Origin of the sequence: Sinorhizobium sp. P24N7, from assembly GCF_042436655.1 — a bacterium.
In the GTDB taxonomy this organism is placed as follows: Bacteria; Pseudomonadota; Alphaproteobacteria; order Rhizobiales; family Rhizobiaceae; genus Sinorhizobium; species Sinorhizobium meliloti_A.
Window position 1 is genome coordinate 90,633 of sequence record NZ_JBHMIW010000014.1, and the last position, 23,952, is coordinate 114,584.

Below are 23,952 nucleotides of genomic sequence, written 5' to 3' on the forward strand. Positions count from 1 at the left end.
CTTTGTTCTTTTCCCGACCCGGCGCCGGTTGGAAATGCGCTCCCGCATTGATACCTTGCGCGGAATCGGCCTGTTGAATCCCCACGGGAGGTGAAGTTGCGCGCAGTTGTTTCCGGCCTGGTGATGCTCCTGGCAGCCAGCATGTTTGCCAATGGCGCTCTGGCCGCGCCCGTGCATGCGATCGCCATGCATGGCGAACCCGCCTTGCCTGCCGATTTCAAGCACTTCCCTTACGTCAACCCGCAGGTGAAGAAGGGCGGGAAGGTCGCCTACGGGGTCGTCGGCACGTTCGACAGCCTCAATCCCTTCATTTTGAAGAGCATGCGCACGACCGCGCGCGGCATGTGGGACCCGGGTTTTGGCAACCTGGTCTACGAATCCCTCATGCAGCGCTCGCAGGACGAGCCTTTCACGATGTACGGCCTGCTCGCCGAAACCGTCGAATGGGACGATGACCGCACCTTCATCCAGTTCAACCTCAATCCCAAGGCGCGCTGGGCCGACGGCCGGCCGGTGACCGCCGAAGACGTGATCTTCACCTTCGAATTGTTGCGCGACAAAGGGCGCGCACCCTTCAGCAACCGCCTCTCCAAGGTTGCGAAGATGGAGAAGGTCGGGGAACGTAGCGTGCGCTTCACCTTCACCGAGGAGGCCGATCGCGAGATTCCGCTGTTGCTGGGACTTTCGCCCGTGCTGCCGAAGCATGCGATCGACGTCGAGACGTTCGATCGGACGAGCCTGGAGCCACCGCTCGGCTCCGGTCCCTACCGGGTCGCGGAAGTCAGGCCCGGCGAACGGATCGTCTATCGCCGCAACCCCGACTATTGGGCCAAGGATCTGCCCTCGAAGGTGGGCCTCGACAATTACGATGAGATCTCAGTCGAATATTTCCTGCAGGAGAACACCCTGTTCGAAGCCTTCAAAAAGGGTGTGGTGGACATCTACGCCGAAGGCAGCGCAACGAAATGGGCCCGCGCCTACGATTTTCCCGCCGTTCGCAGCGGCGGCGTGATCAAGGAAACGTTCAAGCCGAAGACACCGTCCGGCATGCTCGGCTTCGTCTTCAATACGCGCAGGCCGATGTTCGACAACATCAAGCTCAGGCAGGGGCTCGCTCTCGTTTTCGACTTCGAATGGGTCAACAAGAATCTCTTCGACGGCGCCTATACGCGTACGCAGAGTTATTGGCAGAATTCGTCGCTTTCCTTCCTCGGGGTGGCGGCTGACAATCGTGAACTGGACCTCATGGGAGACGTAAGGGAGCGCATCAATCCGGCGATCCTCGACGGCACCTACCGGCTCCCCGTGACGGACGGCTCGGGTCGCGATCGCAATGTGCTCCGGGAAGCGGTGACGCTTCTTCGCGAAGCGGGCTACTCCATCAAGGACGGCAAGATGGTCGACGCCAAGGGTACGCCGCTCGCTTTCGAGATCATGAGCCAGAATGCCGGCCAGGAGAAGGTTGCGCTTGCTTATCAGCGGTTTCTCGCGCCGCTCGGCATCGCAGCGAGGGTTCGCACCGTCGACGATTCACAATATCAGCTGCGCAGCCAATCCTTCGATTACGACGTCATCATCAAGTCCTTCCCCTCGTCGCTCTCCCCCGGTCTCGAACAGATCAATCGCTGGAGTTCGCAAACTCGGGACCGGCAAGGCAGCGACAACTTCGCCGGCGTCGCCGACAAGGACGTCGATAAACTGATCAACAACATCCTGCAGGCGCGCAACCCCGAGGACTTCACCGCCGCCGTTCGTGCGCACGACCGGCTCCTCGTCAACAATTCCTATCTTGTTCCGCTTTACCATCTCGATGCGCAATGGATTGCCCGATGGAAGCATATCGGCCGGCCGACGACGGTACCGCTTTACGGTTATCAGTTGCCGAGTTGGTGGGACGAGCGTGTTCAGTAGGCAGGCACCCGTTCGCTGATGCATTGAAAGATGTTTCCAGCCGGCCTATGTCGCAGTTTTGGTAAAGCGAAAGGCCGGCACCATGGAAACCGTCAATATCGATATCGTCTCGGACGTCGTATGCCCCTGGTGCTATCTCGGCAAGAATCGCCTCGACCAGGCGATCGCCAATGTCGCCGGCGAGATCAACGTCGCTATCCAGTGGCGTCCCTACCAGCTCAATCCCGATCTGCCGCCGGAAGGCGTCGACCATAAAGAGCACCTGGCGGCCAAGCTCGGCGGTCAGGCCGCCGTCGACGAGGCGCACCGGATGCTCGAACGCTTCGGTGTGGAAGACGGCATCGCCTTCGATTTCGATGCCGTCAGGGTCAGCCCGAATACGCTCGATGCGCACCGGCTGATCCGCTGGGCCGCGACCGGCGGCGAAGCGGCGCAGGACCAGGTGGTGAGCCTGCTGTTCAAGGCGAATTTCGAAGAGGGTCGCAACCTCGGCGACCACGCCGTCCTCCTCCACATCGCCGAACAGGCCGGCCTCGAAAGGCCGGTTATCGCGGCTCTCCTCGCCTCAGACGCCGATAAGGACGCCGTAAGGCAGGAAATCGGCATGGCCCGGGAAATCGGCGTGACCGGCGTTCCCTGCTTCATCATCGAGCAGCAGTATGCGGTGATGGGGGCGCAGTCGGTCGAGGTGCTGACCAGCGCTTTGCGCGAGATTGCGCAGATGAAGGCCGAGCATCCGGCTCACTGAGCTTGCGTAGAGAGCAAATTCCGCGTGGAACGGCGGCGTTTCACTGCATCGGGAGAACCTTCTTTTCCGCGGGGATAGCTACAGCCGGTCATTTCCGATCATTTCCGGAAGCGGGATGGCGCTACTCCCGTCCAGCGTTTGAACGCGCGGGTGAAATGCGCGGAATCACTGTAGCCCACCCTTAAGGCGATGTCGGTCATGCTATGAACACCTTCGCAGATCAGCCGGATTGCCTCACTGCGGCGCGTGTCATCAAGCAACTCCTCGAAATCGACGCCGCAAAACTTGAGGCGCCGTTGCAGGGACCGAGGCGACATGCCAAGGGTTCTCGCGACGGTCTCCAGTCCAAGCGCATGACCATCGGACAGCCTTTCGCTGAGCATCTTCGCCGCCTCTACCGCGGAAGCTAGGGCCTCTGTCGCCTTCGAAGGCCGAATTCCGGCGGTTTTGAGAGGAAGGTCGAGCAGTTCCCGATCGAACTCGATCATATCGTGATCGCATCCCGTTTCGATGTTGGACCCCAGGCACTCCTCCAGCGCCCCGTTTCCGAGCATCCTCGAAGCTGTCAGCCGAACCCTTATTGCGGAGGGTTCGCCGGCCATAAGCGGCACTTTGCGAAGTACCGCCAGGCTGCCGAAGATGAACTGCCGGGGATCGAACTCGTAACGGTCCGCGAAGCGGAAGACGATTCGAGCGGTTTTGCCTTCCGTCATGAAGCGTACCTCCGATCCGCGGTGGATCGTAGGCACATTGACGGTCGCGAGCGCGCATGCGGCGGCCACGTCTCTCGCCGCGAGAACCGATTGTCCCCACACGCCGAGATCGCGGAGTTCAGTCATGAAGCCGACATGCGCGCCCGCGAACGGGTCCGCCGCAACCTTCGCCAGCTCGTTGGCCATGTGAAAGCACTGGGCACGGGGAAGCCAGCCGTCTGCGTTCTGGAACACGTTCGGCGAGATGCCGAGGCGTTCGCAGAATTCGATTGCCGAGACACCGCGCCGGGCCAGATAGGGCGCAATTGGCAGGAAAGCCCTGATCCTGATCGAGGGTGCAGAATTCAACATTCGGGGACCAAACTTGGCATGAAAAGGCAAGACGAAATACACGCACTATAGCAGTATGCAACTTCGTTGGAAGTCTTTCGCGATTAAGTTGTCCATAGCAGAGTTCCTCCGGCGTTTTCGGGGTCTATTACCAACCTTATGGCGGCGTTACGCCGGGGTCTGCATCGACTGAGCTTGAAGCATTTCGTCACAAATCTATTTTTTCGGAGGGTACAATGAATATTACGCGCCGTGAGTTGACGGTGGCCGGTCTCGGCCTGATGGCAGCGGGCTCCATAGGTTCGCCGGCGACCGCCCGCGATGGGCTGGTCGCGAATTTGCCGGAGGGTCTCGACGAGTTTGCTTCGGCCGTGGAGGCTTACATCTATGCCTATCCTCTTGTGACCATGGAGATCACCAGGCGTGTGATCACCAACGTCGCCGAGACCGAAGGAACCCGAGGCCCGATGGGGCATATCATCAAGCTGCGCCGATACCCGGACGCCAAGTTCCGGGACGTGACGGCGCCCAACGCCGATACGCTCTATACGACCGCATTCTTCGACGTCGGTGATGAACCGTGGGTGGTCAGCCTGCCCGACCTGAACGATCGCTATGCGCTGTTTCCGATGTTGGACGGCTGGACGACCGTGTTCGACGTTCCCGGAAAGCGGACCACGGGAACGGGGGCACAGACCTTCGTGGTTACCGGTCCCGGATGGGAAGGCGCGCTCCCGGAAGGGGTCAAGCAATACAAGTCTCCGACGAGCATCGTCTGGTTGCTCGGGCGCATCTACTGCACCGGAACCCCAGAAGACTACGCCGAAGTCCACAAGCTGCAGGATGAAGTGAAGCTCTACCCCTTGAGCGCCTGGGGGAAAGACTGGACCGCGCCCAAGGGCAAGGTCGATCCGGCGATCGACATGAAGACCGCCGTTCGCGAGCAAGTCAACAAGATGGACGCCGTCGAATACTTCACGCTGTTCGCCGAACTCTTGAAACGGAATCCGCCCACCGACGCAGATGCGCCCATGGTGGCCAAGCTTGCTGAGTTGGGCATCGTTCCCGGCCGGGATTTCGACAAGACCAAGTTCGATCCAGCCTTCGCAAAGCGCGTCCCCGAGGTCGGTTTTGCGCGCATCATGATGCACTTCAAATTCAGCGATGGCGACGTTCAGGACATCGACGGCTGGGGCTTCACCACGAAAACAGGCATCTACGGCACAAATTATCTCCAGCGTGCCTTGATCACCGCGATCGGGCTTGGGGCAAACCGGCCACAGGATGCGATCTACCCCACCTCGCTGAAGTCCGACAGCGGCGTGATCAAGCGGGCATACGATGGATCCGAAAAATACCTCCTGACTTTCAAGAAAGGGCTTACGCCGCCGGTTTCGGGTTTCTGGTCATTGACCATGTATGATGCGGAGTACTTCTTCGTCGACAATCCGCTCAATCGCTATTCGATCAGCGCTCGGCAACCGCTCAAGGCCAATCCGGATGGCTCGATCGACCTGCTGATTCAGCATGAATCCCCCGGATCGGACATGGAATCAAACTGGCTGCCGGCCCCCCAGGGAAAATTTATCCTCATGATGCGCCTGTATTGGCCTGACGAGGGCAATCCCTCCATTATCGACGGTTCCTGGACGATACCGCCCGTGAAGAAGGTGAGTTGACGTCTGTATCGGGCGCTTGAGAACCTGGGAGCGGCGAATTGTTCGATCGCCGCTCCTCTTCCTGCCGGCGTGGATACGGTATTTTACAGGAGTAATCGATTTGGCGCGGCACCTTAACCGGAACGCCAGGGGCGGCGTACCATCATGGCCGTCGTTGCCGTGCGTCTTGTGCCTGATGCTGCTCTCCGCATGTGCGGGCCGCCCGACAGGGGTGCTCGAGCCGGTAGCGGCCAGTCCGTCGGCCGCTCAAGTCGAGATGCTGGTCACCACCACCCGAGGCAGGGCGGAAAAACCGGGCGAGATGTTCAGCGGCGAGCGCGCGCTTAGCCCGACATTCGCAGACATCACCGTGTCTATTCCGTCCGACACAGTCCGCAAGGCCGGCGAAGTCGCCTGGCCGCGCAAGCTTCCACCGAATCCCGAGACGGATTTCGCAACACTGAAGGCCGAGGAAATCGACCGCGGTGCGGCCGAAAAATGGTTGAACAGCCAGGTGCGCAAGAGCCCGGACGGCAGTGTCCTTGTCTTTATCCACGGGTTCAACAACCATTTCGAGGATGCGGTTTTCCGTTTCGCGCAGATCGTCCATGACTCGGGCGCGCGCAGTGTCCCGGTGCTCGCGACATGGCCGTCACGCGGGAGTCTGCTGGCCTATGGCTATGATCGCGAAAGCACCAACTATACTCGCAACGCAGTAGAACGGTTATTCCAATATCTCGCGCGTGATCCCGAGGTGAAGGAAGTCTCGATCCTGGCCCACTCGATGGGAAATTGGCTGGCGCTGGAGTCCTTGCGCCAGATGGCCATCCGCAACGACGGGCTGCCGGCAAAGTTCAGGAATGTCATGCTGGCGGCGCCGGACGTCGATGTCGACGTCTTCGGTTCGCAGATCGCCGACATGGGCAAGCAACGGCCGCGCTTCACCCTCTTCGTCTCGCGTGATGACCGTGCGCTCGCCGTTTCGCGTCGCGTATGGGGAAATGTCTCCCGGCTGGGAGCGATCGATCCGGAGCAGTCGCCCTACAAGGAGGAGCTGGCGGCGAATGGGATTACCGTCGTCGACCTCACCAAAATCAAGGCAGGCGACAATCTGCACCACACCAAGTTCGCGGAGTCGCCCGAAATCGTACGACTGATCGGCAGCCGCCTGTCCAGCGGCCAGACCTTGACCGACAGTCGCCTGGGGCTCGGGGACCATATCGTCGCGGCGACCGCCGGGGCCGCCCATTCCGTCGGAACGGCCGCGGGACTGGTCGTTGCCGCTCCCGCTGCCCTCGTCGATCAGAACACGCGGCGGAATTACGTCCATCACGTCGAGTCACTCGCCGGACCATCCGGCGGAGTGAGATGAAACGCGGCCGACATTGCGTGCTGGGGCTGCAACCCCCATGAGGTGCGCCGCCAAACCAGCCGGATTACAGGAAAGCTTAGGTAGCGCGGCGGCCGGTGGTTTGTAACTTTTCGGCTTTCCGTGCGTTCTGTCGGGCAAGCTGAGGAACGGAGGCAGTGATGTCGAAGCGCGAACTCATCGATACCGGGACCGACAAGCGCTACGTGCGGCGCGACGAAAGCGGGAAGTTCAAACAATCGGTGGATGTCGGCCGTTCCCTGTCGTCGGACAGGAAACAGAAGGCGAAACACGATGCCAAGCCCGGCCAGGGCGACAAGGGCGATCGCAAGAACTAGCTCCGTGAAGATCGCCACCTATAACGTCAACGGGGTGAATGGCCGTCTGGAAGTCCTGCTTCGGTGGCTGGAGGAGGCGTCCCCCGACGTCGTCTGCCTTCAGGAACTGAAGGCACCAGACCCGAAGTTCCCCGTCAAGGCCATCGAGGCTGCCGGATACGGGGCGATCTGGCACGGCCAGAAGAGTTGGAACGGCGTGGCGATCCTCGCCAGAGACAGGGAGCCAATGCTGACGCGCAAGGGCCTGCCTGGTGATCCGGACGATACGCACAGCCGTTATATCGAGGCAGCCATCGATGGCATCGTGATCGGCTGCCTTTATCTGCCCAACGGGAATCCCTATCCGGGACCGAAGTTCGAATACAAGCTGGCATGGTTCCACAGGCTGACGGCTTACGCGGCAGAACTGCTGGAACTCGACGTGCCGGTGATCCTCGCTGGCGACTACAACGTCATGCCGACGGAACTCGATGTCTACAAACCGGAGCGTTGGGTGAACGACGCGCTGTTCCGCGTCGAGGTCAGAGACGCTTATCATCGCCTGCTTGGACAGGGCTGGACGGATGCCCTCCGGCAGCTTCATCCCGGCGAGCGCGTCTACACCTTTTGGGACTACTTCCGAAATGCCTTCGTGAGGGATGCCGGCCTTCGCATCGACCACTTCCTGCTCAGCCCGGATGTCGCCAAAAGGCTTTCGGCTGCGGGGGTCGACAAGCATGTCCGGGGATGGGAGCACACAAGCGATCACGCGCCGACCTGGATCGAACTTTCAGATGGAGCTGAGGAGGAAGGTCGATGACGATGAAAGATTGGCGTGCCGAGCTGCGCCTCGAACTGGAAAAACTGGTCGACGCCGCCGTCGTTGTCGGCGCGCGCCAACAGGATGTCTACGCCGCCATTCTTGACGAGATCGGACAGCTTCGGCTCGCCTACGAGCGAGACCCCGATCCCGCCGACTCCGTCAGCGAACAGGTCATCGAAGAACCGTCCAACAATTGGCCCGCCGCGGACGATTGATCGCAGCACGGTGTCGCCGTCCGGAACGGGTTTACGAAATTGGTGGTCGCGATCAACCGCGCACACCTTTCCTCATCCGGCTCTAGCGAGCGCTGCAAGCTGCGTCATCACCATCGCGGCGCCGGAAAGCCGTTTCTCCGGTGTTGCGAGGTCGCGCTGAAAGAAGATGCTTTGGTCCGGGCGGATCTTGGCGATTGTTCCCTGTTTCGCGATGTAGCCCACGAGTGCCGCGGGATTGGGAAATTCCTTGTTGCGGAACTGGACCACGACGCCCTTCGGTCCGGCATCGAGCTTTTCGACATTCGCCGTGCGGCAGAGCGACTTGACGTAGACGATCTTCAGGAGGTGCTGTACCTCCGTCGGCAGCGGCCCGAAACGGTCGATCAGCTCCGCACCGAAGCCGTCGATCTCCTTGAGGTCGGTCAGCTCGCCCAGGCGCCGATAAAGGCCGAGCCGCAGATTGAGGTCCGGCACATACTCCTCCGGGATCATCACCGGGGTTCCGACCGATATCTGCGGCGACCAGCCGGTATCGTGGATCTCCTCCTCGCCCTTGAGTTCGGCAACCGCCTCCTCGAGCATCTGCTGGTAGAGCTCGAAGCCGACCTCCTTGATGTGACCCGACTGTTCCTCGCCGAGCAGGTTGCCCGCGCCGCGGATGTCGAGGTCGTGGCTGGCGAGCTGGAACCCGGCTCCGAGCGTGTCAAGCGATTGAAGGACCTTCAGGCGTCGTTCCGCCGGCCCGGTCAACGTCTTGTTGACGGGAAGCGTGAAGAGCGCGAAGGCGCGGACCTTGGAGCGCCCTACCCGACCGCGCAGCTGATAGAGCTGGGCAAGGCCGAACATATCGGCACGATGCACGATCAGGGTGTTGGCGGTCGGCACGTCGAGACCAGACTCAACGATCGTCGTCGAGAGGAGCACATCGTAGCGCCCTTCGTAAAAGGCGTTCATGATGTCTTCGAGCTCGGTCGCCGGCATTTGCCCGTGTGCCACGGCAACTTTCAGTTCCGGCACGTCGGATTTCAGGAAATCATGGATTTCCGGAAGATCGCTCACCCGCGGACAGACATAGAAGCTCTGGCCGCCGCGGTAGTGCTCGCGCATCAAAGTTTCACGGATCACCAAAGCATCGAAGGGCGAAATGAAGGTGCGCACCGCCATGCGGTCGACCGGCGGCGTCGTGATCAGCGACAGTTCGCGCACTCCGGTGAGGGCAAGCTGCAGCGTCCGCGGAATGGGCGTCGCCGAGAGCGTGAGAACGTGCACATCGCTCTTCAGCTCTTTCAGGCGTTCCTTGTGCTTGACACCGAAATGCTGCTCCTCATCGATGATGAGCAGGCCGAGATTGGCGAATTTGATCGACGAGCCGAGCAGCGCGTGCGTGCCGACCACGATGTCCGTCTTGCCATCGGCGACCTCTTTCTTCGTGAGCGCCAGATCCTTCGCGCTGACCAGCCGTGAGGCCTGCTGAATTCGGATCGGCAAGCCGCGGAAACGATCGGAGAAGGTCTTGAAGTGCTGCCGCGCAAGCAGGGTCGTCGGCACGACCACGGCGACCTGCACGCCGTTCATCGCCGCGATGAAAGCGGCCCGCAGCGCCACCTCCGTCTTGCCGAAGCCGACATCGCCGCACACGAGACGGTCCATGGGGCGGCCGCGGCCGAGATCGTCGCGGACGGCATCGATCGAGTTCAATTGGTCCTCGGTCTCGTCATAGGGGAAGCGGGCGGCGAATTCGTCGTAGACCCCGTCCTGTGCCGCAAGGACCGGCGCATGGCGCGTATGTCTTTCGGCAGCAATGCGGATGAGGCCGCCGGCCATATCGAGCAGCCGCCTTTTGAGCTTGGCCTTGCGCGCCTGCCAGGCGACACCGCCGAGCTTGTCGAGGACCGCATCGGTTCCTTCCGAGCCATAGCGCGACAGAAGCTCGATGTTTTCCACCGGGAGGAAAAGCTTGGCATCGTCCGCATAAACGAGCTCGAGGCAGTCATGCGGCGCGCCGGCGGCCTCGATCGTCCTGAGGCCGACGAAGCGCCCGATGCCGTGTTCGGCGTGCACGACATAACTGCCCTCGTCGAGACCGGTCACTTCCGCGATGAAATCCGCGCCTCGCTTGCGGCGCTTGGAGCGGCGAACCAGACGGTCGCCGAGGATGTCCTGCTCGCCGATGACGACGAGCTCACCCGTCTCAAATCCCGCTTCGAGGCTTAGCACCGCGGATGCGGCCTCGCCCGGCTTCAGCGAACCGATATCCGCGAGCGCCTTGACCGGACGGATATTGGTGAGACCATGCTCGGCCAGAACCTGAAGCAGCCGGTCGAGCGAGCCTTCGGTCCAGCCGGACACGATGACCTTGGCGCCTTTTGCCCGCTTCTCGGCGATATGCTTCACGGCCTGATCGAAAACGTTGGTGCGGGTGCCATCGGTATCGGCCTCGCCCGCCGGCTTGGCCCAACGCAGGCCCTGACGCGCTTCGATGTTCACGACCTGGCGCGCTTCGCCCTCGTGTTCGGTAAAGGGCGAAAGGCGGATCGCATTGCGATCATTCAGGGCTTCGCCGAAGCCTTTCGCAGTGAGATAGAGCATGTCCGGCGGCACGGGCTTGTAGGGCGTGCTCTGGGTGACCTGAGACTTGCCCGGCGAAGCCGAAGCGAGGCGGGCGTCGTAATAGTCGAGAACGAGCTTCGAGCGCTCTGCCGCGGCCTCGCGCGCCAGGTGGTCGGTGACGATGCGAAAGCCGTCGAGATAGTCGAAGACCGTTTCGAGCCGATCGTAGAAAAGCGGCAGCCAATGTTCCATGCCGGCATAGCGCCGTCCCTCCGACACGGCCTGATAAAGCGCGTCGTCGCGCGTCGCCGCCCCGAAGAGAGAAAGGTACTGCTTTCGGAAGTGGCTGACCGTCTCGGGCGTCAGGGATACCTCGCTCATCGGATTGAGGTCGAGGGACCGGACCTGCCCGATCGTGCGCTGGCTTGCGGGGTCGAAGGACCGGATCGCCTCGAGCGTGTCGCCGAAGAAGTCGAGGCGCAAAGGCTCGCCGCTGCCGGGTACATAGACATCCAGGATGCCTCCCCGTACGGCGAATTCGCCCATCTCGCGCACGGTCGGGACCCGCTCGAAGCCGTTTCGCTCGAGCCGGGCGGCAAGGTCGTCCATGCGGATCTGGTTGCCGGGCCGTGCCGTGAAGGCCAGGCTTTCGATCACATCCTGCGGTGAGATCCTCTGCAGCGCTGCATTGATGGTGACGAGCACGATCGCCGGATGCGGTTTCCTGCGGTGGGCGATCAACGCGCTCAGCGCGGCGAGCCGGCGCGCCGAGGTGTCGGCGCTCGGCGAGACGCGGTCGTAAGGCAGACAGTCCCAACCGGGCAGCGTCAGGACCGGTATGTCTGGAGCAACGAAACCGAGCACCTGTTCGAGGTCGGCGACCTTCTGGCCATCGGAGAGGATATAGGCGACGGGTGCCCCGGCCCGGGCAAGTTCGGCGAGCACGAGCGCCTCGGCGCCCGTGGGAACCGGGCCGATCGTAATTTCCCGCGTCGCCGCAAGTATCTTCCTAGGGTCGAGGCCAGGTATCATCGTTATGTCTACTTCGTTTCGTGGCGAACCGGGTCGAAATCCGGGCCATAGGCAGCGATCCGGAAGAAGAGTTCCGTCGCATAACGCTCGGGCAGCGGTTTTTCTCCGGTGATCCAGCGGACGAGGTCGTTGTCCTCCTCCCCCATGATTGCTTCGAGTTCGTCGAGCTCCGCTTCGGACAAGGTGGCGAGCTCCGCCTCGGCGAACTGGCCGAGGATCAGGTCCATCTCGCGAATGCCGCGGTGCCACGCACGGAAAAGAATCCTGCGCCGACGCGGGTCGAGATCGGCGCTCGTGCGCGAAATGCCGGTCATGGGATGTCCTTCCTGCCCTCCGCCGCTCCGGCGGATCGAGATCATGGGCTCTATAAACGCTGGAAAGCGGGTTGTCAGCCTTGCCAAAGGCGGAATTATCGTCGCAATTTCATTGCTATGCGCCCTGCCCTGCTCGATCCGCTGTTTTCGCCCCTCGACACCTTGCCCGGCATCGGCCCGAAGACCGGCGAACTTTACGCGCGCCTGCTCGGGCGCGAGACGGTCGAAGACTGCCGCGTGGTCGATCTTGTGTTCCATATCCCTCATTCGCTGATCGATCGTCGCCGCCAGCCCGGAATCGCTTATGCCCCCGATGGGTCGATCGTCACCATCACCGGACGTGTCGACCGGCACCAACCGGCTCCCGGCGGCAGATCGAACGCGCCCTATCGCGTCTTTCTCCACGACGAGACCGGCGAACTGGCGCTCACCTTCTTTCGCGTCAGGGGGAACTGGCTCGAGAAGGCCCTGCCCATCGATGAGACGGTGATCGTCAGCGGCAAGGTGGACTGGTTCAACGGGCGGGCTTCCATGGTCCACCCGGACTACATGGTCCGTGCGGCCGAATCGGAGAACATGCCGCTCGTCGAGCCTGTCTACGGGCTGACGGCGGGCCTGACCTCGCGGCCCCTTCGTAAGTCGATCGAGGCGGCAGTGGCACGCGTCCCGGACCTGCCGGAATGGCTGGATGAGGCACTTCTGCGCCAACAGGGCTTCAAGAGCGCCAAAGAAAGCTTCCAGCGCCTGCATGAACCGCGGGACGAAACCGATGTCGACGCACAGGCGCCCGCGCGCCGCCGAATCGCCTATGATGAGTTCCTGGCGGGGCAGCTTTCGCTCTCGCTGGTTCGCCAGCGATTGCGCAAAGTCGCCGGTACACCGATTCGTCCGACCGGCCGGTTGAGCGGTCCGGTAATCGCCGCCCTGCCCTTCTCCTTGACGAACAGCCAGTCGGCGGCCGTCGACGAGATCCTTGCCGACATGTCCGGAGCCGACCGCATGCTGCGGCTGCTGCAGGGAGACGTCGGCTCCGGCAAGACGGCCGTGGCCTTGATGGCGATGCTGGCGGCGGTGGAATCCGGCGGCCAGGCCGTGCTGATGGCGCCGACGGAAATTCTCGCGCGGCAGCACCACGCCACGCTTTCGCGGATGGCCGCGCCGGCGGGCATCACGATCGATATCCTCACCGGCAGGACTAAGGGCAAGGAACGGGACGCGATACTGGAACGCATTGCCTCCGGCGAGACGCAGATGGTCATCGGCACGCACGCACTCTTCCAGGACGCCGTGATCTATCGCCAGCTCGTCCTCGCCGTGGTCGACGAGCAGCATCGTTTCGGCGTGCATCAGAGGCTGCGGCTGACGGCCAAGGGGATCTCTCCGCACATGCTCGTCATGACCGCGACGCCAATCCCGAGAACACTCGTGCTCGCCGCCTTCGGCGACATGGATGTATCCAAGCTCACGGAGAAGCCGGCAGGGCGCAAGCCGATCCAGACCGTCACGATACCGAACGAACGTACGGAGGAGATTGTGGAAAGGCTCGACGCAGCGCTCCGGCAGGGCAAGAAGGCCTATTGGATCTGCCCGCTCGTCGAGGAGTCCGAGGAGACCGACGCCATGTCCGCCGATGAGCGCTACCAGCGCCTTGCTCGACGGTTCGGCAAGGATGTCGGCCTGGTGCACGGGCGCATGGCAGGGCCGGACAAGGACGCCGTCATGCTCGCCTTCAAGAACGGTGAAATCCGTTTGCTCGTGGCCACGACGGTCGTCGAGGTGGGCGTGGACGTGCCGGATGCAACTATCATGGTCATCGAGCACGCCGAACGCTTCGGCCTTGCGCAGCTGCACCAGTTACGCGGCCGCGTAGGGCGCGGCGACGAAGCTTCGACCTGCATCCTTTTGTACAAGAGCCCGCTCAGCGAAGCAGGGCGCGCGCGTCTTTCGGTCCTGCGTGAAAGCGAAGACGGCTTCCTGATCGCCGAGGAGGACCTGAAGCTGCGCGGCGAAGGCGAGCTTCTCGGCACGCGGCAGTCCGGCACGCCGGGTTTCCTCATCGCAAGCCTCGAGTCGCATGCCGACCTCCTGGAGATGGCGCGCAAGGATGCCGCCTATGTCATAGACAGGGATCCGGAACTGACGTCGGAACGCGGTCAGGCGCTCAGGACGCTGCTCTATCTCTTCCGGCGCGACGAGGCGATCCGGTTCCTGCGGGCCGGTTGATCATCAACTCCCGGAACCTCATACGCTCTCCTGCTGTTTGATCGCACGCGGGGGCGCATTGGCCAGCGGGTTGTAATCCGGCGCGACGAGGCCTCCGGAGATCAGCAGCTTCGCAGCATCCTCGGCGCTCATCTGCAGAGGAATGATCTTGTCGCGCGGCACGAAGAGCAGGAAGCCGGCGGTGGGGATCGGCGTCGGAGGCAGGAAGACCGTCACCATGTCCATGCCGCGCTCGTCGAACCTGGCGGCGATCTCGCCCTTCACATCGGTGGCGATGAAGACCAGCGACCACAGCCCGGGGCTTGGATATTCGATCAGCCCCGCCCTCTTGAACGAGGACGACTGGTCCTGCAGCACGGTCTGGAAGATCTGCTTCAGCGACTTGTAGATGGAGCGGACGAGCGGCGTCCGGTTGAGGAGCGACTCGCCGAAGTTGATGATCGAACGTCCGACGAGGTTTGCGGTCAGGAAACCGACCAGGGTGATGACTACTACGGCGACGAGCAGCCCGAAACCCGGGATCGCGATCGGCAGATAATTATCGGGGTTATAAAAACTCGGCAGATACGGTTTCACCCATCCGTCGGCCCACTCGATAAAGGAGCGGACCAGCCACACCGTGATCGCCAGCGGCGCGCAGATGATAAGCCCGGTGAGAAAGTAGTTGCGCAGCCGGGCCGCGATGATGCCGCTTTTGGAACTTTCCGTCATGCCGTTGCCATCGATCCGTCAGTCCGCTCCGAAGGCGGGATGATAAGTGACGGTGCCGGAAACCAGTCCTCCCGACAAGGGTAAAGCCATGAAATATTGCGGCGCACAACCCGGAAAAACAAGAGCAGGCTCGTTGCGGAACCCGAATCTCTCGTAGAAGGCCGGATTGCCCGCGAGGACGCAGCCTGAAGCCCCCGCTTTGCGCAGCATGTCGAGCCCGCGCCGCACAAGTGCGCTCCCCGTGCCGCGTCCTTGCCGATCCGGTCGCACCGACACTGGGCCGAGCCCGTACCAGCCGACCGCGAACGGGGTGATCGTGACAGGCGAAAATGCGATGTGACCGATCACCTCGCCCTCTTCCTCGGCAACGAGGGAAAGCGTCATGGCGTCCTCGGAGCGCAGTCGGTCGATGATCCGGGCCTCCGTCTGGTCGCTATAGGGCTGCCCGGCGAAAGCCGCCTCGGTAATCTGCCGGATCGTCTCGGCATCGCCCGCGGTTTCCGGTCGGATGATCATTCGACCGTCACCGATTTGGCGAGGTTGCGCGGCTGGTCCACGTCGGTCCCCATGAAAACGGCCGTATGGTAGGCGAGAAGCTGGACCGGCAATGAGAAGATCATCGGCGCGATGATCTCGTCGACTTCCGGCAGCACGATCGTGTGCATCGTATCGAGCTTCGACGCGGCCGCACCTTTCTCGTCGGTTATCAGGATGATGCGGCCACCGCGCGCGGCCACCTCCTGCATGTTCGATACCGTCTTGTCGTAAAAGCGGTCATGCGGCGCGATGACGATGACGGGCATGTTTTCGTCGATCAAGGCGATCGGTCCGTGCTTCAGCTCGCCCGCGGCGTAACCTTCGGCGTGGATATACGAAATCTCCTTGAGCTTCAGCGCCCCTTCCATTGCCAGCGGGAAGCTGGTGCCGCGGCCGAGATAGAGCACGTCGTGGCATTTGGACAGTTCGCGCGACAGACTCTCGATCTTCGGCTGGATGCTGTTCAGCACCTGACCCATGATGCGCGGCATTTCGGCAAGGCTCTTTACGAGCGCTTGCTCCTCTTCGTCGCTGATCGTCCCGCGGGCCTTGCCCGCGCCGACGGCGAGTGCGGCCAGAACCGCAAGCTGGCAGGTGAAGGCCTTGGTCGAGGCGACGCCGATCTCAGGGCCCGCAAGGATCGGAAAGACGGCGTCGGATTCCCGCGCGATGCTCGACTCGCGGGCGTTGACGACCGCGCCGATCTTGAGGCCGTGCTCCTTGCAATATCTCAGGGACGCCAGAGTGTCGGCGGTCTCGCCTGACTGTGAGATGAAAAGAGCCGCCGACTGCGGCGACAGCGGTATCTCGCGGTAGCGGAATTCGGATGCGACGTCGATTTCGACTGGCAGGCGGGCATAGCGCTCGAACCAGTATTTGCCGATCAGGCCGGCGAGATAAGCGGTGCCGCAGGCAGAGATCGCCAGGCTCGGGATCTTGCCGAAATCGATGGCGTCGGAAATCGGAACGACACGATTCTCTATGAAATTGACATAGTGCCCGAGAGCATGGGCGATGACCTCCGGCTGCTCGTAGATCTCCTTCTCCATGAAATGGCGATGGTTGCCCTTGTCCACCAGAAAGGCAGCAGCCGTCGAAATCTGGCGCGGACGCTCGACGACATTGCCGTCGAAATCGAAGATATGGACCCCGGTCTTGCCGATGACGGCCCAGTCACCATCGATGAGATAGGTGATTTCATTGGTGAAGGGCGCAAGCGCGATCGCGTCCGAACCCAGGAACATCTCGCCGTTGCCGTGGCCGATCGCCAGCGGCGGTCCGTTGCGCGCCGCCATGATGGTCGACCGATCGTCTTCGAAAAGGACGGCCAGTGCGTAGGCGCCCTTGACGCGCTTCAGCATGGCATGCATCGCCTCGCGCCGCCCAAGGCCGTCCCGGCGAAACTTTGCCAGAAGATGCGCGACGACCTCGGTGTCCGTCTCCGTCTGGAATTCGGCGCCTGCTGCTGCAAGCTTGTCCTTGAGCTCGGCGAAATTCTCGATGATGCCGTTGTGAACCACGGCGACGCCTTCGGTGAAATGCGGGTGGGCGTTGCGTTCCGTGGGTGCTCCATGGGTTGCCCAGCGCGTGTGGGCTATGCCGATGGTGCCGGCCAGAGGCTCCTCTCTCAATCTGCTCTCGAGGTTGACCAGCTTGCCCTCGGCCCGCCGGCGCTGCAGCTTTCCCCCGTCGATCGTCGCGACGCCGGCCGAATCATAGCCGCGATACTCCAGGCGCTTCAATGCTTCGACCAGCCGCTCCGATACCGGCTGATTCCCGACGATGCCAACAATCCCGCACATATCCCTCTCCGCGTCTCTTCACGCCCTGCGGCGTATCAGCTCAAAAGTAACGACCACTGCATGTTTCCTCGAGTCGTACCGGCTCAAGGACAGGAATATGCAGCAGCTCTAAAATGCCGCAGCGACCATTGCGCGTCTGACCAACGCGCGGCGCCGCAGGTGCCCCTTGAAAGCCTTGGTAGCGAAATTGCGTCGCGACGCAATCCGTTTTGATTTCACTTTCAGTTTCAATATTTAATGCGTCTACTCCGCGGCCTTTGCCCGCTTCCTGGCTGCCTTTTCCGCCTCGTAGCGCTCGCGCAATACGGGCGCCCTGCCGGGCTTGATGTCCTGGCGCGCACGGCCGAAAGCGACCGCATCCTCCGGCACGTCTTCCGTGATCACGCTTCCGGACGCCACGAGCGCCCCGTCGCCGATCGAAACCGGAGCGACGAGCGACGAATTGGAGCCTATGAAGGCGTTCGCGCCGATGCGGGTGACATGCTTGTTCACGCCATCGTAGTTGCAGGTAATGGTACCGGCGCCGATATTGGATCCGGCGCCGACGAAGGCGTCGCCGATATAGGTGAGGTGATTGACCTTGGCTCCGGCACCGATCTCCGCGTTCTTCACCTCGCAGAAATTGCCGACCTTCGACTTCGCTCCGAGGTCGGCACCCGGGCGCAGGCGCGCGAAAGGTCCGACCGTAGCGCCGGCACGGACGTGAGCGCCTTCCAGATGGGAGAAGGCGTGGATGACCGCACCGCTTTCCACGCGCACGCCGGGCCCGAAGACGACGTTCGGCTCGAGGAGAACGTCCTGGGCAAGTGTGGTGTCCCATGAGAGGAAGACGGTCTCGGGTGCGATCATCGACACGCCCGCCAGCATCAGTTCGTGACGACGGCGCTGTTGCCAGAGGCGCTCGATATAGGCAAGCTCGGCGCGGGTGTTGCAGCCGGTGAGTTCTTCTTCGGGCGCTTCGACAGCGATTGCACGGCCACCGAGGGACCGCACGATCTCGACGAGATCGGTCAGGTAGTATTCGCCTTTGGCATTGGCGTTGCCGATCCGGTCCAGGAGATCGAGGGCCTTGCGGCCGTCGATCGCCATCAGCCCGCCATTGCAATAGGTGATGCGGCGCTCCTCGTCGGAGGCGTCCCGGTGTTCTCGGATGGCGACCAGCGCTCCATCCTTCACGATGAGACGCCCGTATCCGGTCGGGTCCGCCGCCTGGAAGCCAATCACCACGACGTCATCTCCGGCCGCAAGCCCGTCGCGGGCAGCCTTCAAGGGTGCGGCGGTGATAAGCGGCGTGTCTCCGAATACAACGAGAACGTCGTCATAGCCTCTCGCGATCGCATCACGGGCAGCAAGCACGGCATGGGCGGTCCCAAGTCGCTCTTTCTGAAGAAAGGACGTGACGGCCACTTCGCCGGTAGCCGCCGCTGCAGATACGGCATCCGCATCGCGCCCGACGACCAGCGCCACATCGGAGATCGATGCACTCGCCAGGGCGTCGACGACGTGGGCGATCATCGGTCGCCCGGCAACCGGATGCAGCACCTTCGACATGGCCGATTTCATCCGCGTGCTCTCGCCAGCCGCCAGGATGATCGCCAGGCAAGTCCGTTCCATACTCTGATCTCCTTGATACCCTCTCGGGACATTTTTCCGACGCGGCGTCTCGCGCCTGCCCGCGCGCTTTTTGCGCGTTCCTATCAGCAACATATTGCGAGAACCATAATTCGCACAATCACGTCGCGTTAATCCGGTTCAAACCGTATGATATCAGCCCGGCGGCCGCAGGCGGCTTTCGGTGAGCAGGCCGCTCTCCTCCAGAATGGGATAGGCGACGGAGGCGATGTGCGCGTTGATGCGCTTCAGGTCCCGCAGCATGTCGAGGTGCAGCGAACTGGTTTGCAGGCTTTCCAGAAGGCCATCACGCAACCGCTCCAGGTGGCGCTCTGCGGAGCGTTTCTCCATATGCCGCACGTCGACCTTGACCTCGATGAGATGACGCGCCAGGTCGGCATTGCGGGTGACGAAGATGGTCTGCGCGATGCGCAGATTGTCGATGGTGAGGTTAAAAAGGCCCTTCAGCTCCTGATAGCCATCCTCCGAGAACCGCAAGCCGCCCCTCACCTTCTTGGCGATCTGTTCACAGAGACCCTTTTCGATGATGTCGCCCATGTGCTCGAGATTGATGGCATAGTCGATGATCACGATCGAACGGCGCCCGTCCTCCTCGTTCAAGCCATCGCGGCCAAGCCGGGACAGAAAGATCTTCACTTCCTGCTGCAGGAGGTCGACCTGCCGCTCGATATTCTCGATATCGCCCAATTCGTTAACATCATTCTTGCTGAACGCCTCGGAGGCCCGCATCAGCATGACCTCGATCAGGTCGCCCACCCTCAGGACCTCTCGCGTAGCGCCGGAAAGAGCCATCACCGGCGTATCGAGCGCCGCCTCATCGAGGTAGCGCGGCCCGGTTTCGGCCGCTTCGTCGTCGGGGAAGAACCGGTTCATGGTGCGGGCGAGCAACCCCGCGAAGGGCCAGGCAACCATCGCCAGCACCAGATTGAACAGCAGGTGAACGTCGACGGGCAGGTTCTGCCGCGGCAACGGCAGGCTCTGCAGGAAGTCGGCGCTGGCGCCAACCGCCGGAAGGGCGATGAGACAGCCGATGCCGCGCACCACGAGGTTGCCCAGCGTGACCCGGCGGGCGGCCGGCGGCGAGCCGAGCGTGGTGATGACCGGCGGGATCGCGCCACCGAGATTGGCACCGAGCACCAGAGCGACCGTCAATACGGGAGAAAGTACGCCGGCGGATGAAAGCGACAGCACCAGCATGACGACGGCGAGGCTGGACGATGACGCAAAGGCAAGACCGGCCGCAATGATCATCGCCACGGGCAAGGCGTTGTCGAGCATGCCGAGAAACGCTCCCAAAGCCTGGGATTGGCGCATCGGCTCGGTCGCCGTGCCGAGCAGTTCGAGCGACAGAAGCATCAGACCGATGCCCACGAGCGCGTAGCCGGCGCCCTGGCGCGCGCTCGACCGGCTCATGCGGTGGGTGGCCACGCCTGCGAGGATGAGCAGCGGCGAAAGCCATCCGATGCCGAGTGCGACGATCCAGGCCGTCATCGCGGTGCCGACATTGGCGCCCAGCAGCACGATCTGCGCCATCTGCGAACGGATGAGCCCCTTCTCGACGAAAGAGGCCGTCATGAGTGCCGTGGCCGTCGAACTCTGGAGCCCGAGCGTTGCGACGAGCCCCGTCGCAAAAGCCCGGAAGGGACCGTTCGTTCCGCGCGCAAGACCTGCGCGCAGGCGCGCCCCGAAGGCACGCGTCACCCCGTCCTTGACCAGCGACAGGCCGAAGAGCAGCAGCGCAACTGCACCAAAGAGATTGACCATCACGATCGTGGACTGCATGGAGGTGATTTCCCGTAATGGCCGACGGATCGAAAGTCCCGGTCGAGTATCGAAAAACGATTCCCAGCAGTTTGCCACAGCGGGGCGCGCTTCCAACGCCTAATTTGCAGCTCGCTTTAAGTTGCCGGCTAACAAATTCCGACATTGCCTTCGTCGTTAGCGCCTTTTGCAGCCTTTGCTCTTGAATGCCCCGGCAGCCCTGATGCGCGCTGTCATGGCGATAGGGTGGCAGGTTCAACTCCGCCGGCGGCAATTTGCGACGAACCGGCCTTCAATTCCTCTCTGGTTTGTTCTAAGGAACGAATTCATTCGGCGTAATGCCGACGCATCCCAACGAGGTTTTCTGCCCCCATGCTCGACTCCCTGAGAAACGCTGCCCAGACCCGGGTCGTCAAAGGCCTGCTGGCCCTTCTCATCCTCTCATTCATGGTGTGGGGTGGTCAGACGTTGATGGTGCCAAGCACTCCCAATGCGGTCGTTACCGTCGGCGACATCAAGGTGTCGGCGAGCGACTTTCGCCTGGCTTACGAACGGCAGATCGCCCTGCTCTCGCGCCAGCTCGGTACGCCTTTGTCGCGCCAGCAGGCACAAGCTTTCGGCGTCGAGAACCAGGTCTACGCCCAGCTCGTCGCCGGTGCCGCCCTCGACCAGCTCGCTACCGACATGAATCTCGGTCTTTCGGAAGACAGGCTTGCGCGGCTGATCGGCGAAGACCCCGCCTTCCATGGCGTCAACGGGCAGTTCGACCGGCTGACATTTTCGAGCGTGCTGCGCAATGCCGGGCTGACCGAGCAGGATTACATCAACAACCGCAGCCAGGTCGCGGTTCGATCGCAGATCGTCGATGCGCTCACGGATGGTTACACGGCGCCCAAGGTACTCGTCGACGCCATTGGCAAATACCGTCACGAGACGCGCACGATCGACTATCTGCTGCTTTCCAACGCAAATATCGATGCGGTCAAAACGCCGGGCGACGACGTGCTCGCGCCCTGGTTCGAAAGCCGCAAGGCGAACTATCGCGCTCCGGAATACCGCAAGATCAGCTACATCAAGCTGGAGCCCGAGGACCTGGCCGCACCCGACGCGGTAACGGAGGAAGAGCTTCGCGCCGATTATGAGAAGCGCAAGGAGAGCTACCGCACGCCGGCAACGAGGACGGTCGAGCAGCTCACCTTCCCGTCGCGCGAGGCCGCCGACGCCGCGGCCGCCAAGCTTGCCGCCGGCACGTCCTTCGACGATCTGGTCAAGGCCGAGGGCAAGACGTCGGCAGATGTACTCCTCGGCGACTTCACCAAGGATCGCATGCCCGACGCAAAGATTGCCGACGCAGCCTTTGCCGTTGCCCAGGATGGCGGCACCACGCCCGTCGTCGAAGGTGCATTCGGCCCGGTCATCCTGCGCGTAACCAACATCCGGCCCGATGCGGTTCGCAGCTTTGACGAAGTCAAGGAAGAACTGCGCAAGGAAATCGCCCTCGACGCCGCCCGCGAGCAGCTCGTCGGCCTTCATGACAAGATCGAAGATGAACGCGCCGGCGGCGTGACCGTCAAGGAGATCGCCGAACAGCTGAAGCTCAAGCTCGTCACCGTCGACGCGGTCGACGCTTCCGGCAAGGATCAAAACGGCGACGAAGTTAAGGACCTTCCGGAACCGCGCGCCCTTCTCCAGGAAGTCTTCAAGGCTGACGTCGGAACGGATACCCTTGCCGTCAATATCGGGCGCGACGGCTCCGCATGGTTCGATGTCGAGGAAATCATTCCGGCGCGGGACCGGACGCTTGACGAAGTTCGCGACGAAGTGGCCGCCGACTGGACTGCGGAGCAGCAGCGCGCGGCACTGGCCGCCAAGGCGAAGGAACTCAAGGAACGTATCGAGAAGGGCGCCAAGCTCGCCGATATCGCAAGCGAACTCGGCCTTGTCGTCGAGACCAAGACCGGGCTGACCCGCGCGACCAACGATGCGAGCCTCAGCCCTGCCGCGGTGATCGCGGCCTTCGGCGGCCCGAACGGCCATGTCGCCAATGCCCCGGGGATCGGCGGCGATGGCCAGGTGCTCATGCAGGTTACGGCGGTCGAAGAGAAAGCGCCTGCCGACGCCCTCGACAACGACAGCAGCCAGATCGATGCGATTGCGCGCGCGAGCGGTGACGACATCCTGGATCAGATGGTCTCCACCTTGCAAACTGCCTACGGCGTTTCGATCAACCAGTCGCTTGCCGAAACGGCCCTGGCGCAACGGTGACGACGGAGAAGCGAACCCATGAGTGATTTGAAACCGTTCGTCGCGAAGGTCGCAGGGCGCGAGGCACTGAGTCGCGAGGATGCGCGCGCGGCCTTCGAGATCATCATGTCCGGAGCCGCCACCCCATCGCAGATCGGCGGTTTTCTGATGGCGCTCCGGGTGCGCGGCGAAACGGTCGACGAGATCGTGGGCGCGGTCGGCGCGATGCGCGCACGCATGTTGCCCGTGGAAGCGCCTGACGGAGCGATCGACATCGTCGGCACGGGCGGCGACGGTGCCGGTACCTACAACATTTCCACACTCGCCGCGCTGATCGTCGCGGGTGCCGGTGTACCGGTCGCCAAGCATGGCAACCGCGCGCTCAGCTCGAAGTCCGGAACGGCCGATGCGCTCTCCTGCCTCGGGGTCAATCTCGATATCGGACCCGCGACAATCTCGCGCTGTATTGCCGAGGCCGGTCTCGGCTTCATGTTCGCCCAGCAGCACCATTCGGCCATGCGCCACGTCGGCCCGACGCGGGTGGAACTTGGCACGAGGACCATCTTCAACCTGCTCGGCCCCCTGGCCAATCCCGCCGGCGTCAGACAGCAGCTCGTCGGCGTCTATGCGCCGCAATGGGTCGACCCGCTCGCGGAAGTGCTCCGCGATCTCGGTTCGCAAAGCGTCTGGGTCGTGCATGGCGAAGGGCTCGACGAGATCACCACGACCGGCGTGACCAAAGTGGCGGCGCTGAAGGACGGCACGATCACCAACTTCGACCTGACGCCGGCCGATTTCGGCCTCGAACGGGTGTCGCTCGATGCCTTGAAGGGCGGAGACGGAGCCCACAATGCCGCTGCGTTGCAGGCCGTTCTCGACGGCGCGGAAAATGCCTACCGGGACATTTCCCTTGCGAATGCCGCCGCTTCGCTGATGATAGCAGGGCGCGCCAGGGACTTGTCCGAAGGCATGGCGCTGGCCCGGCAATCGCTTTCGAGCGGCGGTGCCAAGGTCGCCTTGCAGCGGTTGATCACCGTCTCGAACGCGGCTTGAGGAGAAGAC

General features: G+C 62.5%; 18 protein-coding genes. 10 read left to right on the forward strand and 8 right to left on the reverse strand.

Annotated features, from left to right (window positions below; translation table 11 throughout):
• Positions 1-96: 96 nt before the first annotated feature.
• Positions 97-1,911 (forward strand): extracellular solute-binding protein, encoded by a 1,815-nt coding sequence (locus ACFHWW_RS23480; RefSeq protein ID WP_338283044.1) that lies wholly within the window; start codon positions 97-99, stop codon positions 1,909-1,911.
• An 82-nt stretch (positions 1,912-1,993) separates the two neighbouring features.
• Positions 1,994-2,659 (forward strand): DsbA family oxidoreductase, encoded by a 666-nt coding sequence (locus ACFHWW_RS23485; protein ID WP_379941117.1) that lies wholly within the window; start codon positions 1,994-1,996, stop codon positions 2,657-2,659.
• 98 nt (positions 2,660-2,757) lie between these two features.
• On the opposite strand, the gene ACFHWW_RS23490 is transcribed toward ACFHWW_RS23485, so the two are convergent.
• Complete coding sequence (locus tag ACFHWW_RS23490; RefSeq protein WP_100674316.1) at positions 2,758-3,678, reverse strand: AraC family transcriptional regulator; 921 nt, start codon at positions 3,676-3,678, stop codon at positions 2,758-2,760.
• Positions 3,679-3,938: 260 nt separating this feature from the next.
• Here ACFHWW_RS23490 and ACFHWW_RS23495 point away from each other — a divergent pair, with 260 nt between their 5' ends.
• From ACFHWW_RS23495 to ACFHWW_RS23515, 5 genes are all read left to right on the forward strand, one after another.
• Positions 3,939-5,381, forward strand: a complete 1,443-nt coding sequence (locus tag ACFHWW_RS23495) for a DUF1254 domain-containing protein (RefSeq protein WP_379941119.1) — start codon at positions 3,939-3,941, stop codon at positions 5,379-5,381.
• A gap of 100 nt (positions 5,382-5,481) precedes the next feature.
• The gene (locus ACFHWW_RS23500; RefSeq protein WP_379941121.1) at positions 5,482-6,732 is read left to right on the forward strand and encodes an alpha/beta hydrolase; all 1,251 of its coding nucleotides are present in this window, start codon (positions 5,482-5,484) and stop codon (positions 6,730-6,732) included.
• Positions 6,733-6,890: 158 nt separating this feature from the next.
• Entirely contained in the window at positions 6,891-7,067 is a 177-nt protein-coding gene (locus ACFHWW_RS23505; RefSeq protein WP_018094971.1) for a hypothetical protein, read from the forward strand.
• A gap of 4 nt (positions 7,068-7,071) precedes the next feature.
• Complete coding sequence (xth, locus tag ACFHWW_RS23510) at positions 7,072-7,866, forward strand: exodeoxyribonuclease III (RefSeq protein ID WP_324763411.1); 795 nt, start codon at positions 7,072-7,074, stop codon at positions 7,864-7,866.
• Positions 7,863-8,084 (forward strand): hypothetical protein, encoded by a 222-nt coding sequence (locus ACFHWW_RS23515; protein ID WP_018094973.1) that lies wholly within the window; start codon positions 7,863-7,865, stop codon positions 8,082-8,084. The genes xth and ACFHWW_RS23515 overlap by 4 nt, the downstream gene beginning before the upstream one ends.
• Before the next feature lie 72 nt (positions 8,085-8,156).
• Here ACFHWW_RS23515 and mfd read toward each other — a convergent pair whose 3' ends face one another.
• Entirely contained in the window at positions 8,157-11,666 is a 3,510-nt protein-coding gene (gene mfd, locus ACFHWW_RS23520) for a transcription-repair coupling factor (RefSeq protein ID WP_379941124.1), read from the reverse strand.
• Between the two features lie 8 nt (positions 11,667-11,674).
• Positions 11,675-11,980 carry a succinate dehydrogenase assembly factor 2 gene (locus tag ACFHWW_RS23525; RefSeq protein ID WP_379941126.1) on the reverse strand — a complete coding sequence of 102 codons (306 nt, stop codon included), beginning with the start codon at positions 11,978-11,980 and terminating at the stop codon, positions 11,675-11,677.
• A 117-nt stretch (positions 11,981-12,097) separates the two neighbouring features.
• Between ACFHWW_RS23525 and recG the strand changes: the two genes are divergently transcribed.
• Positions 12,098-14,203 (forward strand): ATP-dependent DNA helicase RecG, encoded by a 2,106-nt coding sequence (gene recG / locus ACFHWW_RS23530; RefSeq protein WP_379941128.1) that lies wholly within the window; start codon positions 12,098-12,100, stop codon positions 14,201-14,203.
• An 18-nt stretch (positions 14,204-14,221) separates the two neighbouring features.
• On the opposite strand, the gene ACFHWW_RS23535 is transcribed toward recG, so the two are convergent.
• From ACFHWW_RS23535 to ACFHWW_RS23555, 5 genes are all read right to left on the reverse strand, one after another.
• Positions 14,222-14,914: a DUF502 domain-containing protein gene (locus ACFHWW_RS23535; protein WP_003537698.1), complete on the reverse strand. Its 693-nt coding sequence runs from the start codon at positions 14,912-14,914 to the stop codon at positions 14,222-14,224.
• 18 nt (positions 14,915-14,932) lie between these two features.
• Complete coding sequence (locus ACFHWW_RS23540) at positions 14,933-15,430, reverse strand: GNAT family N-acetyltransferase (RefSeq protein WP_100673227.1); 498 nt, start codon at positions 15,428-15,430, stop codon at positions 14,933-14,935.
• Positions 15,427-17,253: a glutamine--fructose-6-phosphate transaminase (isomerizing) gene (gene glmS / locus ACFHWW_RS23545; protein WP_379941131.1), complete on the reverse strand. Its 1,827-nt coding sequence runs from the start codon at positions 17,251-17,253 to the stop codon at positions 15,427-15,429. Before glmS ends, ACFHWW_RS23540 begins: the two co-directional genes overlap by 4 nt.
• A 243-nt stretch (positions 17,254-17,496) precedes the next feature.
• Complete coding sequence (gene glmU / locus ACFHWW_RS23550; protein WP_018094979.1) at positions 17,497-18,867, reverse strand: bifunctional UDP-N-acetylglucosamine diphosphorylase/glucosamine-1-phosphate N-acetyltransferase GlmU; 1,371 nt, start codon at positions 18,865-18,867, stop codon at positions 17,497-17,499.
• A gap of 153 nt (positions 18,868-19,020) precedes the next feature.
• The gene (locus ACFHWW_RS23555; RefSeq protein WP_100673224.1) at positions 19,021-20,667 is read right to left on the reverse strand and encodes a Na/Pi cotransporter family protein; all 1,647 of its coding nucleotides are present in this window, start codon (positions 20,665-20,667) and stop codon (positions 19,021-19,023) included.
• A 351-nt stretch (positions 20,668-21,018) separates the two neighbouring features.
• Here ACFHWW_RS23555 and ACFHWW_RS23560 point away from each other — a divergent pair, with 351 nt between their 5' ends.
• Together ACFHWW_RS23560 and trpD are read left to right on the forward strand one after the other, a co-directional pair.
• Complete coding sequence (locus ACFHWW_RS23560) at positions 21,019-22,911, forward strand: SurA N-terminal domain-containing protein (RefSeq protein ID WP_379941134.1); 1,893 nt, start codon at positions 21,019-21,021, stop codon at positions 22,909-22,911.
• 18 nt (positions 22,912-22,929) lie between these two features.
• Positions 22,930-23,943 carry an anthranilate phosphoribosyltransferase gene (gene trpD, locus ACFHWW_RS23565; RefSeq protein WP_379941136.1) on the forward strand — a complete coding sequence of 338 codons (1,014 nt, stop codon included), beginning with the start codon at positions 22,930-22,932 and terminating at the stop codon, positions 23,941-23,943.
• The last annotated feature ends 9 nt before the right edge of the window (positions 23,944-23,952 follow it).

What these genes read in the sequence shown, in the direction of transcription:
- ACFHWW_RS23525 (WP_379941126.1), bottom strand. Translation starts at nt 11,980, where the DNA reads ATGACCGGCATTTCGCGCACGAGCGCCGATCTCGACCCGCGTCGGCGC.
- ACFHWW_RS23495 (WP_379941119.1), top strand. Translation starts at nt 3,939, where the DNA reads ATGAATATTACGCGCCGTGAGTTGACGGTGGCCGGTCTCGGCCTGATG.
- trpD (WP_379941136.1), top strand. Translation starts at nt 22,930, where the DNA reads ATGAGTGATTTGAAACCGTTCGTCGCGAAGGTCGCAGGGCGCGAGGCA.
- ACFHWW_RS23555 (WP_100673224.1), bottom strand. Translation starts at nt 20,667, where the DNA reads ATGCAGTCCACGATCGTGATGGTCAATCTCTTTGGTGCAGTTGCGCTG.
- ACFHWW_RS23515 (WP_018094973.1), top strand. Translation starts at nt 7,863, where the DNA reads ATGACGATGAAAGATTGGCGTGCCGAGCTGCGCCTCGAACTGGAAAAA.
- ACFHWW_RS23560 (WP_379941134.1), top strand. Translation starts at nt 21,019, where the DNA reads ATGCTCGACTCCCTGAGAAACGCTGCCCAGACCCGGGTCGTCAAAGGC.
- ACFHWW_RS23485 (WP_379941117.1), top strand. Translation starts at nt 1,994, where the DNA reads ATGGAAACCGTCAATATCGATATCGTCTCGGACGTCGTATGCCCCTGG.
- ACFHWW_RS23505 (WP_018094971.1), top strand. Translation starts at nt 6,891, where the DNA reads ATGTCGAAGCGCGAACTCATCGATACCGGGACCGACAAGCGCTACGTG.
- ACFHWW_RS23535 (WP_003537698.1), bottom strand. Translation starts at nt 14,914, where the DNA reads ATGACGGAAAGTTCCAAAAGCGGCATCATCGCGGCCCGGCTGCGCAAC.
- recG (WP_379941128.1), top strand. Translation starts at nt 12,098, where the DNA reads ATGCGCCCTGCCCTGCTCGATCCGCTGTTTTCGCCCCTCGACACCTTG.
- ACFHWW_RS23540 (WP_100673227.1), bottom strand. Translation starts at nt 15,430, where the DNA reads ATGATCATCCGACCGGAAACCGCGGGCGATGCCGAGACGATCCGGCAG.
- glmU (WP_018094979.1), bottom strand. Translation starts at nt 18,867, where the DNA reads ATGGAACGGACTTGCCTGGCGATCATCCTGGCGGCTGGCGAGAGCACG.
- glmS (WP_379941131.1), bottom strand. Translation starts at nt 17,253, where the DNA reads ATGTGCGGGATTGTTGGCATCGTCGGGAATCAGCCGGTATCGGAGCGG.
- mfd (WP_379941124.1), bottom strand. Translation starts at nt 11,666, where the DNA reads ATGATACCTGGCCTCGACCCTAGGAAGATACTTGCGGCGACGCGGGAA.